Raw genomic sequence first — 13,751 nt, forward strand, 5'->3', positions numbered from 1 at the left:
GGAAACAAGACAGGACTAGACCTCGCGGTTCACGCCTCCAGGGGGCGCGGGGAGTGTTTGCACTGCGAATCCACGGGGCGTGACCACACACAGTCAAGGCGTAGGACGGGTAGGACCGTTGTCGTACACGCGTCCTGAAGTCGACCTTGTGTGTTGCCTGTGCGTCTCGGAATAGTGGGCGAGGAACAACTGGCATGGACGCGACGGAACGGCATTTCTGCCGTGTTCGGGGTCCATGTCCGTACGCCTTCCGGCTCTGGGGGTCCCCACAACCTCCCGGGCCGCCCCCCACAGGAGGACGTGAGTTGAAGCACCGACGCATACCCAAGAGGCGTGCCGTCATGACGGGTGCGGGTGTCGCCGCACTGGTCGTCGCCGGAATCACCTTCCAGACTGCGAACGCGAGCGAGGCCCCGAAGGCCGCCGTGCCGCACACCCTCTCCGTCATGGCGGCCGGAAAGCTCGCCTCGACGCTCGGGGAGGACCTGGGCGCCGACGCGGCGGGAACGTACTACGACGCGAAGTCGCGGAACCTCGTCGTCAACGTGCTCGACGCGAGCGCGGCCAAAACCGTCACGGAGGCCGGCGCCAGGGCCCGGATCGTCGAGAACTCCCTCGCCGATCTGAAGGGCGCGCGCGATACGCTCAAGGAGGACGCGACCGTCCCCGGCACGTCCTGGGCGACCGACCCCAGGACCGACAAGGTCGTCGTCACCGCCGACCGCACGGTCTCCGACGCCGAGTGGGCCAGACTCGTCAAGGTTGTCGACGGCCTCGGCGCCAAGGCGGAACTCCGGCGGACGAAGGGGGAGTTCAAGCCCTTCATCGCCGGCGGTGACGCCATCAGCGGTTCCGGCGGACGCTGCTCGCTGGGCTTCAACGTGGTCAAGGACGGGCAGCCGTACTTCATCACCGCCGGGCACTGCACCGAGTCGATCTCCACCTGGTCGGACTCCAGCGGCAAGCAGATCGGCACGAACGAGCAGTCCAGTTTCCCCGACAACGACTTCGGACTGGTCAAGTACACGGGAAGCGTGGATCACCCGAGCGAGGTCGACCTGTACAACGGCTCCTCGCAGTCCATCTCCAAGGCGGGCGACGCCACCGTCGGCATGAAGGTGACGCGCAGCGGTTCCACGACCCAGGTGCACGACGGCACGGTCAAGGGCCTGGACGCCACCGTGAACTACGGCAACGGCGATGTCGTCAACGGTCTCATCCAGACGGACGTCTGCGCCGAGCCCGGCGACAGCGGCGGCTCGCTCTTCTCCGGCGACACCGCGATCGGCCTCACCTCCGGCGGCAGCGGCGACTGCACCGCGGGCGGCGAGACCTTCTTCCAGCCCGTGACCGAGGCGCTCTCGGCCTTCGGGGCCCAGATCGGCTGACGGCCCTCGGAGCCCGGGTGGGCCGACGTCAGCCCTGGTCCGACGGAGCCCCCGGCCCCCGCGCACGCCGCGGGGGCCGGGGGCTTCCGGGTCTCGGGGTGCGGGGCGGCCGCGAAGGGGGTTCCGGGACGGCCCCGCGGAGGCCGAGGACGCCCCGAGGGGCTCCGGGGGAGTGCTTGCGCAGGTGGGAGCGGCTCGAATCGATATCGCACAGACCGCGTGATCGGCGCCGGGCCCGGGCCGATGCTCGCGCGGATGGCGCTGCGGGACGCCGTACCCGGGATGATCCGCGCGATTCCCGAACGGCCGGATGCCATGACGGAGTTCCTCGCCGACCGGCCCGTCTCCGCGCTGCCCGGCGTCGACGGTGTCACCGCCCGCACCCTGTGCGAGTACGGCCTCGACACCATCGGCAAGGTCGCGGCCGCGCCCCTGTCCACGCTCCAGCGTCTCACCGGTGCCCGGGCCGGCCGGGAGTTGCGCGAGAAGGCGTCCGGCGTCGACCGCGGCCGGGTCGTGCCGAACGCGGCCTCGCTCCCGCAGGCCCTCGGCCGCGCCGGCACCGGAGGGACTCCCCTTCTGGTCGCGGAACATCCCTTCCCGCGTGACGAGTCGGATCCTTCCCGGCATCGCCGTGCGCTGCCCGGCGCGGGTGAGGGGCCCGGCGCCCGGCTGCGCGCCCTGGGAAGGTCTGCCGCACCCCGACCCTGACCGTGCGCTACGCCGACGGTTCCGCGACCACCCGCAGCCGCACCCTCGTGGAACCGACCGCCCACTCCTCGGCGCTGACCGGTGCCGCGTACCGCATGTGCGAGGCGCTCGGCCTCCAGCGCGTCCGGGTCCGTTCGGTCGTCCTGCGCGCAGCGGGGCTGGTCCCCGCGGCGCGCGCCTCCCACCGGCTCACCTTCGATCCGGTCGACGAGAAGGTCCGCCGCGTCGAGGAGGCCGCGGACCGGGCGCGGGCGAGGTTCGGTCCGCATGCGATCGGACCGGGAACGCCGGCCGCGTGACCTCGGCGCGGGGGAGGGGGCGGGAGTCCGTCCCCCTGGAACGGACTCCCGCCCCCTGTGGTCGCACCGGGGGCCTGGGCCGGCAGGGCCTAGTTGGCCCAGGGCGGGGTGAGGACCGAGCCGTCGGCCATTTCGGCCCGGAGCCCGATGGAGGTGGTGACCCAGGAGACGGCTGTCTCCCGGCCCGGGTTCTCGATGCCGACGGTCGTGCCCGGGGTGATGATCGCGGTGTCGCCCGCGGTGATCCGTTCGGTGTGGCCGTCGAGTGTGACCAGCAGTTCTCCGGAGAGGAGGTGGAAGATCTCCTCGCGGTCGACGGTGTGCGCCGGGGCCTTGAGGCCGGCGGGGATCTCCGTGCGCCAGGCGCACAGCTCCTCGCTGCCGCTGCGTGGAGAGGCGTACGAGAGGAAACGGCCGCCGTGGATCTCGTGGACGACGGCTTCGGACGAGCGGACGACTGGCACGGGTACCCCCTGGGTCGACGAATATTTGGTCAAGCAAGTTGACCAAAGTGCGAGCCATATAGTCAAGCCGATTGACTGCTTCGCCGAGGGTGTTTCAATGCGTGGGTGCAGAACTCCGAGGCCATGGCCCTGTCCGCCGCCCTGCTCGCCGCCGCCGGTGAGCTGACGCAACGCATCGACGAGGGCGTGGTCGCCCGGGGATTCGAGGGGGTGCGGCCCGCGCACGGCTTCGCCTTCGCGCGGCTCGCGCCGGACGGGGCGACGGCCACCGACCTCGCCGCCCATCTCGGGGTCACCAAGCAGGCCGCCGGTCAGCTCGTCGAGGAACTCGTCCGCAAGGGGTACGTCGAGCGGCGGCCGCACCCCGACGACGCCCGCGCCCGGCTCCTCGTGCTGACCGATCTCGGCTGGGCCGTCACCCGCGCGGCGGAGGCGGCGGCGGCGGACGCCGTACGGGTGTGGGCCGAGTTGCTGGGAGAGGGTGAGATGCGCGCGTTGTACGCGTATCTGGTGACCATCGCGCCCTACGGTCCGATCAGGCCCACCTGGTGACGGACGGTCGACCTGGGCAGTCGTTGTGGTTATCACTGGAAGTTTTTACTGACGCGTAACTTCACACTTCTGCTACTCGGCCGTAACTTGACGAGTGAACAGCATCCTCGTGATCCGGATCACAGGGCGTCACCCCCACAACTCCCTTGAGCCGCAAGGAGATTACTTGATGCTGCCCTGGAAGCGAGTGCTCAGACCCCTGGCCGCGCTCCTCCTGACAGCCGCGGTCGCGGTCGTCCCCGCCGCCACAGCCCAAGCAGAGTCCGCCCCCAGCAGTGGCTGGAACAACTACTCCTGCAAGCCGTCGGCCGGTCATCCCCGCCCGGTCGTCCTCGTGCACGGCACCTTCGGCAACTCCATCGACAACTGGCTGGCTCTCGCGCCCTACCTGACGAGCCGCGGGTACTGCGTCTTCTCCCTCGACTACGGACAACTGCCCGGCGTCCCCTTCTTCAACGGCCTCGGCCCCATCGACAAGTCGGCCGCGCAGCTCCAGGTCTTCGTCGACAAGGTGCTCGCCGCGACCGGCACGGCGAAGGTCGACCTGGTCGGCCATTCGCAGGGCGGCATGATGCCCCGCTACTACCTCAAGTTCCTCGGCGGAGCCGCCAAGGTGAACGCCCTCGTCGGGCTCGCACCCGACAACCACGGCACGACCCTCAACGGACTCGCCAACCTGCTGCCGTACTTCCCTGGAGCCGGGGACCTGCTGTCCACGGCGACCCCGGGACTCGCGGACCAGGTCGCCGGCTCCGCGTTCATGACCAAGCTCAACGCGGGCGGCGACACCGTTCCCGGCGTCCACTACACGGTCATCGCCACCCGGCACGACGAGGTGGTCACGCCGCACGGGTCGGAATACCTGACCGGATCCGACGTCAACAACGTCCTGTTGCAGAACCTGTGCGCGCTCGACCTCTCCGAGCACGTGGCCATCGGGATCTTCGACCGGATCGCGTACCACGAGGTGGCGAACGCGCTCGACCCGGCGCACGCCTCCGCCAGCACCTGCGCTTCCGCGTTCAGCTGACCGGGCCCGCGGACGGCTCGTCCGCGGCTGCCCGATGCGGCACACCGGCGTGATCGCCGCTCCGTCCGTGCGGGGAACGCGTTCCCCGCACGGACGGAGCGCGGGCGGCGAGCACACCGCCGGGGGCTGTCCGGCCTGAGCCGCCGGTCAGCCCCCGGAGTCGTTCGGTCCCGCCGTCCCGCCGTCCCGCCGTCCCGCCGTCCTCAGCGGCCGCGTCGGCCGTCCGGTACCGCGCGCCGCCGCACCGACGCGAACAGCGCCGCGGCACCGAGCCCCAGGGCGGCCGCGCCGCCGATCGCGAGGTACGAGGTGGCGGGGTCACCGCCGGTCTCGGCGAGGCTCCCGGAGGAGCCCGCGGCGTCCGGCCGGTTCTCCGCGGAGTCCGAACCGGCGGCTTCGGTACCGGAGTTGTCCCCGTCCTCCGCGCCGTCCGCGGCCCCGGCGGCACTCGCACCCGCGGTGGGCTCCGCCGACGTACCGGCGTCGTCGTCACCGTGGCCGTCGTGCTCCACGGTCGACCTGTCGCCGCCTTCCTCGATCTGCTCGTCCGAGGGCGCGGAGGCGCTCGGCGCGGGAGCGGTGCCGCCGCCCGCGTCGTCGCCGCTCTTGCCGAACGCGACGTCGGAGCACGAGTAGAAGGCCTCCGGGCTGTCCGAACGCTGCCAGACCGCGTACAGGAGCTGCTTGCCGGAGCGCTCCGGCAGGGTCCCGGAGAACGTGTAGAAGCCGCCCGAGGCCGCCGGGTCGGTGACCGTCGCGACCGGGTGCGCCAGGTCCAGGTCTCCCCAGGCGAGCGGCCCGGACGGGTCGTACCCGGCCTTCGTGATGTAGACCTTGAACGTGCCCTTGTGCGGTGCGGTCACCCGGTACTTGAAGGTGTACGAGCCGCCGCTCACGCTCGTCGCGGGCCAGTCGGAGCGCGCCAGGTCGAGTCCCTTGAACTCCTCGTTGCCGGCGCTGCACAGCCTGCCGTCCGGGATCAGCTCCTGGTGGCGCCCGTTCGCGTCGCCGATGCGGATGCCGTTCCAGTCGTAGAGCGCCTGGGTGCCGCCCGCCGCGACGGCCGCCGCGCAGGCGTCCGACCGGGGGCTCTCGGGGCCCTCCGCGTAGCACTGGGCGACCCGGCTCACCGGGTCGCCCATGGAGCCGTGCGCCGAGGCGGGCGCGGCGGCCAGCGCGGACAGGGCGAGCGGGGCTATGCCGAGGACGGCGGCGCCGGCGGCCTTGCGGCGTGCGGACATGGGGGAACTCCTCGAACGGTTCTGATGCTTGGGGAGAGTCGCGCACGGCGTTCCGTGCGGGGATCCCGTGGGGGGCGATCAGAAAACTAGTCCCTGGGAACCGGGGAATCGCCTGCCGGAAGCTGGGGACGGAGATCTTTATGGCGCAGTTAAGGCGGGGCTAACGGAGGGCTCAGGATGGGGGAGCGGAGACCTGTTCCGGCCCGGGCCGGAGCCGCGCCGCCGCGTACCCGGCGTCGGGGAGTGGGTTTTCCTCGTGGGTGCGGCCGGACTCCCGGCGTGCGGAAACCGTCGGCAGGGTCCGCACCCGGCGGCCCGGGTCAGGAGCGTTCGCGGGCGGCCGGGTTGTTCAGGCAGAGCGCGATGTTCCGGACCGCGGCGGTGAGTTCCTCGATCACCCGGGCCGCCTGCTCCGCGTTGTGGAAGGCCGGGCGTTCCGCCAGGGCCAGGCCCAGTTCCTGGGCGGACCGGAGAGCCGGCTCGACACCGTTGGCGAAAGGAGCGGGGGGTGCGGGCGTCTCGGCCGCCGGGGGGAGCCCCGGCGCCGTCGGGTCCGCCACGGGTGCGTCGAAAGGCGCCGGTGCCGGTGCCGGTTGGTACGCCGGACCGGCCGGTGCCGGTGCGGCGGTCGTCAGCGTGCCGCTCCCCGGTGTCTCCCGGCGCCCGGCGAACCGGGTGCGAACGGTGCCGAAGTCGCCCGTCATGGAGCCGCACTCATCCTCAGGCCGTGCCGACGAGGCGGGCGCGGACTGCGCGGGACGGGGGTCCAGGGAGGCTCGTTGGAGCTGAGGGGGCGCTTCCTGCGCCTGCCGGGCCTGGGGGAACCCGAGGTGTTCGAAACCCGGGAACGCGGAAGCGGAGGGATGGGCGGAGGGATGGGCGGAGGGACGCGGGTCGTACTCGGTCTGCCACTGCGCGCGGTAGCAGTCGACCTGGTCGGCACAGGAGGAGCGGACGTGGAAGACGGCGGTGTCCTCTCCCAGGTCCGGGTACCAGAAGTTGGGCCCGGGGAAACGCAGGGTCCGCACCCGCGGCTTGATCGGCTCGGCGCACCCCATGCAGCAGTCCTCCGGAACCATGAGCGGGATGCCGCCGTTCTGCTCCGGCCGTCGGGGGCCGCCCTCCCAGCGGTACTCCCCGTGATGGCAGGGCGGCAGCTCGCCGCAGGCGCGGCAGACGGCGTGGTGTTCGGGGAGGACCCGCCAGCCGTGGCTGGCGGGAGCGCACCAGTGCTTCGGCGCGGAGCGGGGCAGGTTCTCGTTGCGCAGCACGAGGACCACCGGCCGCTTGTAGAACTCGGCGCGCTCGGACGCCGGGTTGACCGGCTGGTTGTTGGCCCGCCGCAGTTCGTTGGCGTGCCACCACAGCTCCACGTGGTCGCGCCAGGCCTTCTCGTAGCAGTCCGGCCACCGGTCGCTCGGATAACCGTTGATCTCCAGGATCCGCCAGGCCTGCCGATCGAGTACCACGATGGAGCCGGCCCGCAGTTGCATGTAGGTTCCGTCGTCGCCCTCGGCCGGCCAGTCGTGCCGGCCGATACGGGTGGGCTGGTCTGGGAGCCACCTGCGAACCTGCATGTCATGCTCCTCAGCAAGGAAAATTCATAATTCCGACAGGGCAGTTGACGACATTCTGAACAATCAGGATGTTTAGGTCGGTGTAGACACGCGCACGTTGTTGACCGAAGGTGATCGGAAGCGCATTCCGTGTCATCGCTCTCTGGGCGCACGTCGCTGTCACCAGGCTCTTTGATCCCGGGAACCGTCACCGACCCGGTCTTCCACCCGTGCCTGGACAGCGACTTCGTACCCTGGTGACCGAACCCGACACTCACCCGTACGTGTGGTGACGCGCGGGTGGCCGCCCCTCCGTACGTGTACCGCGTTTCGCGTGCCCGCCGCCAAAGGTCCCGCGGCGCCGGTCCGGCCCGCGGGGGAACCGGGTCCGTCGGGGCCCGGCCAGGGGCGTCCGGGGAGTTCAGGGGGACGCCCGGGATGTCCGGGGCGCGGGTGCGAGATGTGCGCGGACGGGCGTACGACTGGATCCACCGCGTGAGCGGCTGGTCCGACGACGTTCCGCGCGGGAAGGGCGGCGTTCGACGTGAAGGGCGTTCACCACGAACGGCGCCCGTGGTGGTATGCCGGTCCGCCGGCTCGCGTACGCCGTGCCGCGCCGGGCGGCTCAGCCGTCCGGCCACCACGTGCGCGCGATGTCCTTCCGGACCTCCGGACGCTCGGCGGGGCGCTCGTCGGACTCGTCCCGTACGCGGCGGGAGTCCGGCTTCCTCAGGGGCTTCTGCACGGTCACACGGCGCATGGCTGCCTCCTTGTGTCTACCGGAACCCGCGGTCCTACGGAGGTAGACCCTTCCGGGGAGAGTTCCTCATCGGTCGCGTTCTGTCTGTGGCGGCGGTCACCCGTCGGGTGCCGGCGGTGGCCACCGCCGACTGTCAGTGGCGGATGCCACCCTGGGCGCATGGTGAGCGACAGCGGTACGGATCCGGGAGCGGGCGTCGACTGGGACGCGGAGTCCGCCACCTTCGACGAGGAGCCCGACCACGGCCTGCGCGACCCCTCGGTCCGCGAGGCCTGGGTGGCCCGGCTGCGCGACTGGCTGCCCGAGCGGGCCGGTGACCTGCTCGACGTGGGCTGCGGCACGGGCAGTCTGTCCCTCGTCGCGGCCGAGCGGGGCCACCGGGTCACCGGGATCGACCTCTCCCCGCGCATGATCGACCTCGCCCGCGCCAAGCTGGCCGGCCGCGACGCGGTGTTCCTCGTCGGTGACGCGGTGGCACCGCCCGTCGGCGAGCAGCTGTTCGACGTCCTTCTCGGCCGCCATGTGCTGTGGGCGCTGCCCGATCCCGGGCGGGTGCTGCGGCACTGGCGCGGGCTCCTGCGGCCGGGAGGACGGCTGGTGCTCGTCGAGGGCGTGTGGGGGACCGTGAGCCCGGTGGGCGTGTCCGCCGAGCGCCTGACCGCCCTGCTCCGGCCGCTGGTGCCCGATGCCGGGAACCTGCGGGTGGAGCCGCTGTCGGCCGACTCGCGGCTGTGGGGGCGTGAGGTCGACGACGAGAGGTACGCCGTGGTGGCCACGTTCTGAGCGGATCGGCACCGATCCCGGCCATCAGGCCCGCCGCACCTCGGGGAGGCCCGTGAGGAAGGAATCCCCGGCCGCACCCCACACCGCCGGTTCGCACCGCACCGGTCCGCACCGCACCGCACAGCGGTGCGGACCGGATTCGTCTCTCCGGGAGCGTCATCCCGGAGCAGGCGAAAGCGTCAGGCCAGCAGCGCCTCGAAGCCGCCCTCGCGGGCCAGTTGTTCGAGGTCGTCCAGGGCCTGTTCCGCGGCGGCGGCCGCCGCCGGGTCGTCGGCCGCCAGGCCGCTCTCCGCGAACTCGTCCTCGTCCAGGCGCAGCACGTCCGTACCGTCGGCGGAGCGCCACAGGTCCAGGTCGAGGTCCTCCACGACCAGCCGGCCCCCGGAGACGGTGGCCGGGCGGGTGATGTCGCAGTACCAGCCCTTGCGGACGCCCGCGGCGTCCCGCACCTCCTTCACCGCGTACCAGCGGTCCCGCCAGTAGTACTCGGTGAAGACGTCGCCCGCCTCGAAGCGCACGAAGCCGAAGTCGCGGACCGTGTCGCCCGCCCACGGCGCGCGCACGACGACCCGGTTGCCGTCGTCGGCGAGCAGTTCGGCCGGGTAACTGATCTTCGTACGGCCCGCCTTGACGAGCACGATCTCCAACGATCCTGGCGTGTCAGCCGAGGTCGCGGACATGGGCCACCTCCGTCGCGCAGATTTCGTAACCGAACCACCTGTTGATCGCCAGCATCGGTTCGTTGCCGGCGTCGTTGCCCGTGAACGCGTCCGTGAAGCCGGCCGCGCGGGCCCGGTGCAGGGAGTCGTTCTTGGCGAGCTTGGCGAGTCCCCGGCCCCGGAAAGTGCGGCCGGTGCCCGTCATCACGGTGCCGTAGCGGGTGCGGCCGTCGGTGCGGGCCGCGCTGAACGCCGCCGGGCGGCCGTCGACAAGCGCCACGGAGGTGAGCTCATGGCTCAGCAGCGGGTGGTGCCAGGTCTCCGCCAGCCAGGCCTCGTAGTCCGTGAACTCGCGGGCGATGTCGCTCGGTTCGTCGAGGAGCGTCTCCGCGTCCAGGGTGAACAGCGGCCGCGGGTCGTCCGCGAAGTCCGCCGCCGTGCGCAACTCCACGCCGGGCGGCGGTGGTTGGAGCGGGGGCAGCGTGCCGTTCGCCAGGTCGAGGCGGAGGAGGTGCGCGGAACGGGCGGCGCGGTAGCCCCGCTTCTCGGCGAAGGCGCGGTTCGCGGCCGCGTCCAGCACCCAGGACTGCAGCCGGGTCGCGCCCAGGGCGGCGAGCCGTTCCTCGGCGGAGCGCACCAGCAGCGAACCGGCACCGCGGCCGGTCCGTTCCGGGTGCACGTAGACGTTGACGTACCCCTGGCCGGGCTCCGGGCTGTCGTACACGAGACCCACCTGCGCGGTGCCGATCACCTCGCCGTCCTCCTCGGCCAGCAGGGGCTGGTAGTGGGCGTCGGGATGGGCGTGCTCCAGGTCGTAGGCGACGGACCCGGGGGTGAAGAGCATGAAGGGGAGGGCCAGATGGCGGATCCGGGCGAATCCGGCGGCATCCGCCGGATTCCCGGGGCGCAGTTCGCGGACGATCACGGTCATGACATCGCACGCTACGCGTGGGCCGCGGGCGGACGCCTCTCATTTTCCGGCGGGTGCGGGACAATCACCGGGTGACCCTGAAGATCCGCATCGCAGAGGGGGCCGCGCCGTACGAGCAGGTGCGCGCCCAGATTTCCGAGCAGGCCCGGTCCGGCGCGCTCCCGGTCGGCTACCGGCTGCCCACGGTACGGGGGCTGGCCGAGTCCCTCGGCCTCGCGGCCAACACCGTCGCCAAGGCCTACCGGGCCCTGGAGGCGGACGGGGTGATCGAGACCCGGGGCCGCAACGGAACGGTCGTGGCGGCCGCCCAGGACGCCGCGTCACGCGAGGCCGCCGCCGCCGCGCAGGCCTACGCCGAGCGGGCCCGTCGGCTCGGACTGACCGAGCAGGCCGCCGTCGAAGCCGTTCGGGACGCGCTGAGGGCGGCCTTCGACGCCTCCTGAGGGCTGTCCCAGGGCCCGTGGATCGGGCCGCGGCGTCGAGGTGCGGCGGTGCGCCGCGAGGCGGGGCGGCCGTCCTCGTACCGGACGGGTGCGGGCGGCCTGGTCACGCGGCGAGGTGCCGCGGCCGTCGCAGCGGGCCCGTGGGGGATCGCGGGACGGTCCGCGGCCGGGGCCGCCCGTCGCTCACAGGTACAGCCCCGCGTCCGCCCCTTCGCGCTGGTCCGGCACCGACGTGGGAGTCGTCCCGCGGCGCAGCGCGTACAGCTCGGCGAGGGTCGCGCCCTCGCGCGAGACGCCCTCCTCGGTGCCCAGCCAGCCCACCGCCTCACGACGGGTGAGTGCTCCGACCTCGATCCGGGCGAGGCACCGGCCGGGGCGGACGACGGCGGGGTGGAGGCGCTCCAGGTCCTCGTTCGTCGTGACGCCCACGAGGACGTTGCGGCCCTGACCGAGCAGCCCGTCGGTGAGGTTGAGCAGCCGGGAGAGCGCCTGGCCCGCGGTGTGCTTCGCCTCGCCGCGGATCAGTTCGTCGCAGTCCTCCAGCAGCAGGAGCCGCCAGCGCCCCTTGCCGGTGCCGTCCTCCTCGCCGATCGCGATGTCCATCAGGTAGCCGACGTCGGAGAAGAGGCGCTCCGGGTCCAGCACGCAGTCCACCTGGCACCAGTCGCGCCAGGAACGGGCCAGCGTGCGCAGGGCGGAGGTCTTGCCGGTGCCGGGCGGACCGTGCAACAGCAGCAGCCGGCCCGCGATGTCCTCCGGGGTGGTCTTCATCAGCCGGTCCATGGCGTCGGCCACCGGCGCCGTGTAGTTGGGCCGGACCTCCTCCCACGTGCCCGCCGAGATCTGCCGGGTCGTGCGGTGCGGACCCCGGCGCGGCGACACGTACCAGAAGCCCATCGTCACGTTCTCGGGCTGCGGTTCGGGCTCGTCCGTCGCGCCGTCCGTCGCCTGCTTCAGTACCTGCTCGGCCAGTTCGACGCTGGTCGCGGTCACCGTGACGTCGGCGCCCCGGTTCCAGCGGGACACCAGCAGGGTCCAGCCGTCGCCCTCGGCGAGCGTGGCGCTGCGGTCGTCGTCGCGCGCGGAACGCAGCACCCGGGCACCCGGCGGGAGCAGGGTGGCCCCGGACCGTACGCGGTCGATGTTCGCGGCGTGCGAGTGCGGCTGCTCGCCCGTCGCGAAGCGACCGAGGAACAGGGCGTCGACGACGTCCGACGGCGAGTCGCTGTCGTCGACGTTGAGCCTGATCGGCAGAGCGTCGTGCGGGTTGGCAGACATGTCGCCATGATCGGTCACCCGGGCGCCCCGTGCACCCGGTTTCCGCGGTGCGGCGCGTGTGTCGTGTGTGGCGCCGTCCTTCCGGTGTATCCCTTCCGTCCTGTTACACGGCTGTGGTGCGACGAGATCTGTTCCGCGCCGGATTCACCCCGTTACTGTGGCCACGATGGGACGTCATGGGTGGTACTCGGGGGCGGGACGGTGGCGGCTCACCGCGCTGATCGGTGTGGGGCTGGCGGTGCTGGCCCTGGTGGTGACCCTGCTCGACACCCTGCCGGGGAACGGCGGGAGCACCGCGGGCACGACCCGCGACGGAGACAAGGTGCACGGCACACCCGTGACTCCGTCCGAGACTCCGGGGCCCGAGGTGGGCTGGGGCTTCACCCACACCCAGTTCAGCGCGGACGAGGGCGACGACGCCGCCACCGAGCGGGTCGGGGGACTGCTCGGCGAGAACCGGGTGCCGCTGCCGCAGAACCAGCACATCATGGGCTGGGGAGCGGGCAACCCCGAGCCGTCGAAGGGGCGTTACGACTTCTCCGAGATGGACAGCCGCATCGACTTCGTCCGCAGGTCGGGCGGCACCCCGATCGTCACGCTGTGCTGCTCCCCGGACTGGATGAAGGGCGGCGGATCCGGGGCGGACAGCACGGACTGGAGCCAGTCCTCCCTGGAGACGGCCCCGGAGCCGTCCCACTTCGCCGACTTCGCGGCCCTCGCCGCGACCGTCGCCAAACGGTATCCCGACGTACGGCACTTCATCGTCTGGAACGAGTTCAAGGGCTTCTGGAACGACAGCGAGGGCCGTTGGGACTACGAGGGTTACACCGAGCTCTACAACCTGGTCTACAAGGCGCTCAAGAAGGTCGACAAGGACATCATGGTGGGCGGCCCCTACCTGGTCATGGACAGCTTCGACCCCCGGCAGACCGAGGACGCGTCCCCGACGGTGAAGGGCACCTGGGGCGCCATGGACCAGCGGGTCCTCGACGCCTTCGACTACTGGAACGAGCACAAGGCGGGCGCCGACTTCGTCGTCGTGGACGGCTCCAGCTACACCAACGACGACGAGATGCTGCCCGACGAGTTCGGGGCCACCGACAAGCTCACGGCCGTCGGGAAGTGGGTGCGCGAGCGGACCCGCGGGCTGCCGCTGTGGTGGGCGGAGTACTACGCCGAACCGGCCGACGCCGACGACGAGCGCAAGGGCTGGTCGGAGACGCGCCGGGTGGCCGTACAGGCGAGCGCCATGATCGCGATGGTCAAGGGCGGTGCCTCCTCCGGCTTCTACTGGAACCCGGAGAAGGAGAAGGGCGCGGGCTGCGCCGGCTGTCTGTGGACACCGACCGGCACGGCGGGCGGGGGGAGGGAACTCCCCATGTACGACCTGGTCTCCCGCTTCGGCAAGGCGTTCGGGCCGGGGACGACGTACGAGAAGGTCCCCGTCGCCGCGGACGACGTGGACAACGTCCGGGTCCTCGCCTCCGGCGGCACCGTCCTCGTGGTCAACACCCTCGGCCGCTCGATCAGCGCGAAGGTCGACGGGAGACGGTTCGCGATGGGGGCGTACGAGGTGAAGTGGCTCAGCCGGTAGCCGCACCGGGCTGGTTCACCGGGTGAGGCGACCGGGGCGCCACACCCGAGTACGGCGACCGG

At 72.0% G+C, this 13,751-nt stretch carries 13 protein-coding genes and 1 pseudogene; 7 read left to right on the top strand and 7 right to left on the bottom strand.

The features are described from left to right. Positions 1-341 precede the first annotated feature (341 nt). Positions 342-1,388: a S1 family peptidase gene (locus ACFYW7_RS19565; RefSeq protein ID WP_389503866.1), complete on the top strand. Its 1,047-nt coding sequence runs from the start codon at positions 342-344 to the stop codon at positions 1,386-1,388. 213 nt (positions 1,389-1,601) lie between these two features. Then, a pseudogene (locus ACFYW7_RS19570) lies at positions 1,602-2,398 on the top strand (hypothetical protein); the annotation flags it as partial. Positions 2,399-2,487: 89 nt separating this feature from the next. On the opposite strand, the gene ACFYW7_RS19575 reads toward ACFYW7_RS19570, so the two are convergent. Next, positions 2,488-2,862: a cupin domain-containing protein gene (locus tag ACFYW7_RS19575; RefSeq protein ID WP_389503868.1), complete on the bottom strand. Its 375-nt coding sequence runs from the start codon at positions 2,860-2,862 to the stop codon at positions 2,488-2,490. A gap of 105 nt (positions 2,863-2,967) precedes the next feature. Here ACFYW7_RS19575 and ACFYW7_RS19580 point away from each other — a divergent pair, with 105 nt between their 5' ends. Both ACFYW7_RS19580 and ACFYW7_RS19585 read left to right on the top strand, forming a co-directional pair. Beyond that, complete coding sequence (locus tag ACFYW7_RS19580) at positions 2,968-3,414, top strand: MarR family winged helix-turn-helix transcriptional regulator (protein ID WP_389503870.1); 447 nt, start codon at positions 2,968-2,970, stop codon at positions 3,412-3,414. Between the two features lie 169 nt (positions 3,415-3,583). After that, positions 3,584-4,444 carry an esterase/lipase family protein gene (locus ACFYW7_RS19585; protein WP_389503872.1) on the top strand — a complete coding sequence of 287 codons (861 nt, stop codon included), beginning with the start codon at positions 3,584-3,586 and terminating at the stop codon, positions 4,442-4,444. A gap of 203 nt (positions 4,445-4,647) precedes the next feature. Here the strand turns inward: ACFYW7_RS19585 and ACFYW7_RS19590 are convergent, their stop codons facing one another. The 3 genes from ACFYW7_RS19590 to ACFYW7_RS19600 form a co-directional block, all read right to left on the bottom strand. Further along, positions 4,648-5,685 (bottom strand): lytic polysaccharide monooxygenase, encoded by a 1,038-nt coding sequence (locus ACFYW7_RS19590; RefSeq protein WP_389503874.1) that lies wholly within the window; start codon positions 5,683-5,685, stop codon positions 4,648-4,650. Positions 5,686-6,005: 320 nt separating this feature from the next. Continuing rightward, a complete protein-coding gene (locus ACFYW7_RS19595) occupies positions 6,006-7,262 on the bottom strand; it encodes a hypothetical protein (RefSeq protein WP_389503876.1) in 1,257 nt (418 codons plus the stop codon). A gap of 604 nt (positions 7,263-7,866) precedes the next feature. Next, positions 7,867-8,001 (bottom strand): hypothetical protein, encoded by a 135-nt coding sequence (locus ACFYW7_RS19600; RefSeq protein ID WP_389503878.1) that lies wholly within the window; start codon positions 7,999-8,001, stop codon positions 7,867-7,869. A 159-nt stretch (positions 8,002-8,160) separates the two neighbouring features. On the opposite strand from ACFYW7_RS19600, the gene ACFYW7_RS19605 reads away from it, so the two are divergent. Then, the gene (locus ACFYW7_RS19605; protein ID WP_389503880.1) at positions 8,161-8,784 is read left to right on the top strand and encodes a class I SAM-dependent methyltransferase; all 624 of its coding nucleotides are present in this window, start codon (positions 8,161-8,163) and stop codon (positions 8,782-8,784) included. Between the two features lie 179 nt (positions 8,785-8,963). On the opposite strand, the gene ACFYW7_RS19610 is transcribed toward ACFYW7_RS19605, so the two are convergent. Together ACFYW7_RS19610 and ACFYW7_RS19615 are read right to left on the bottom strand one after the other, a co-directional pair. Continuing rightward, the gene (locus ACFYW7_RS19610) at positions 8,964-9,464 is read right to left on the bottom strand and encodes a DUF402 domain-containing protein (protein ID WP_389503882.1); all 501 of its coding nucleotides are present in this window, start codon (positions 9,462-9,464) and stop codon (positions 8,964-8,966) included. Beyond that, entirely contained in the window at positions 9,445-10,374 is a 930-nt protein-coding gene (locus ACFYW7_RS19615; protein WP_389503884.1) for a GNAT family N-acetyltransferase, read from the bottom strand. The genes ACFYW7_RS19610 and ACFYW7_RS19615 overlap by 20 nt, the downstream gene beginning before the upstream one ends. A gap of 71 nt (positions 10,375-10,445) precedes the next feature. On the opposite strand from ACFYW7_RS19615, the gene ACFYW7_RS19620 reads away from it, so the two are divergent. Further along, complete coding sequence (locus ACFYW7_RS19620; protein WP_389503886.1) at positions 10,446-10,817, top strand: GntR family transcriptional regulator; 372 nt, start codon at positions 10,446-10,448, stop codon at positions 10,815-10,817. Positions 10,818-11,000: 183 nt separating this feature from the next. Here ACFYW7_RS19620 and ACFYW7_RS19625 read toward each other — a convergent pair whose 3' ends face one another. Next, positions 11,001-12,095: a DUF5925 domain-containing protein gene (locus tag ACFYW7_RS19625; RefSeq protein WP_389503888.1), complete on the bottom strand. Its 1,095-nt coding sequence runs from the start codon at positions 12,093-12,095 to the stop codon at positions 11,001-11,003. Positions 12,096-12,261: 166 nt separating this feature from the next. On the opposite strand from ACFYW7_RS19625, the gene ACFYW7_RS19630 reads away from it, so the two are divergent. Beyond that, complete coding sequence (locus tag ACFYW7_RS19630) at positions 12,262-13,689, top strand: xylan 1,4-beta-xylosidase (protein WP_389503890.1); 1,428 nt, start codon at positions 12,262-12,264, stop codon at positions 13,687-13,689. Positions 13,690-13,751 lie beyond the last annotated feature (62 nt).

Origin of the sequence: Streptomyces sp. NPDC002580, from assembly GCF_042889485.1 — a bacterium.
In the GTDB taxonomy this organism is placed as follows: Bacteria; Actinomycetota; Actinomycetes; order Streptomycetales; family Streptomycetaceae; genus Streptomyces.

Coding starts and splice junctions, on each gene's coding strand:
- ACFYW7_RS19565 (WP_389503866.1), top strand. CDS start 342: ATGACGGGTGCGGGTGTCGCCGCACTGGTCGTCGCCGGAATCACCTTC.
- ACFYW7_RS19585 (WP_389503872.1), top strand. CDS start 3,584: ATGCTGCCCTGGAAGCGAGTGCTCAGACCCCTGGCCGCGCTCCTCCTG.
- ACFYW7_RS19590 (WP_389503874.1), bottom strand. CDS start 5,685: ATGTCCGCACGCCGCAAGGCCGCCGGCGCCGCCGTCCTCGGCATAGCC.
- ACFYW7_RS19595 (WP_389503876.1), bottom strand. CDS start 7,262: ATGCAGGTTCGCAGGTGGCTCCCAGACCAGCCCACCCGTATCGGCCGG.
- ACFYW7_RS19600 (WP_389503878.1), bottom strand. CDS start 8,001: ATGCGCCGTGTGACCGTGCAGAAGCCCCTGAGGAAGCCGGACTCCCGC.
- ACFYW7_RS19605 (WP_389503880.1), top strand. CDS start 8,161: ATGGTGAGCGACAGCGGTACGGATCCGGGAGCGGGCGTCGACTGGGAC.
- ACFYW7_RS19610 (WP_389503882.1), bottom strand. CDS start 9,464: ATGTCCGCGACCTCGGCTGACACGCCAGGATCGTTGGAGATCGTGCTC.
- ACFYW7_RS19615 (WP_389503884.1), bottom strand. CDS start 10,374: ATGACCGTGATCGTCCGCGAACTGCGCCCCGGGAATCCGGCGGATGCC.
- ACFYW7_RS19625 (WP_389503888.1), bottom strand. CDS start 12,095: ATGTCTGCCAACCCGCACGACGCTCTGCCGATCAGGCTCAACGTCGAC.
- ACFYW7_RS19630 (WP_389503890.1), top strand. CDS start 12,262: ATGGGACGTCATGGGTGGTACTCGGGGGCGGGACGGTGGCGGCTCACC.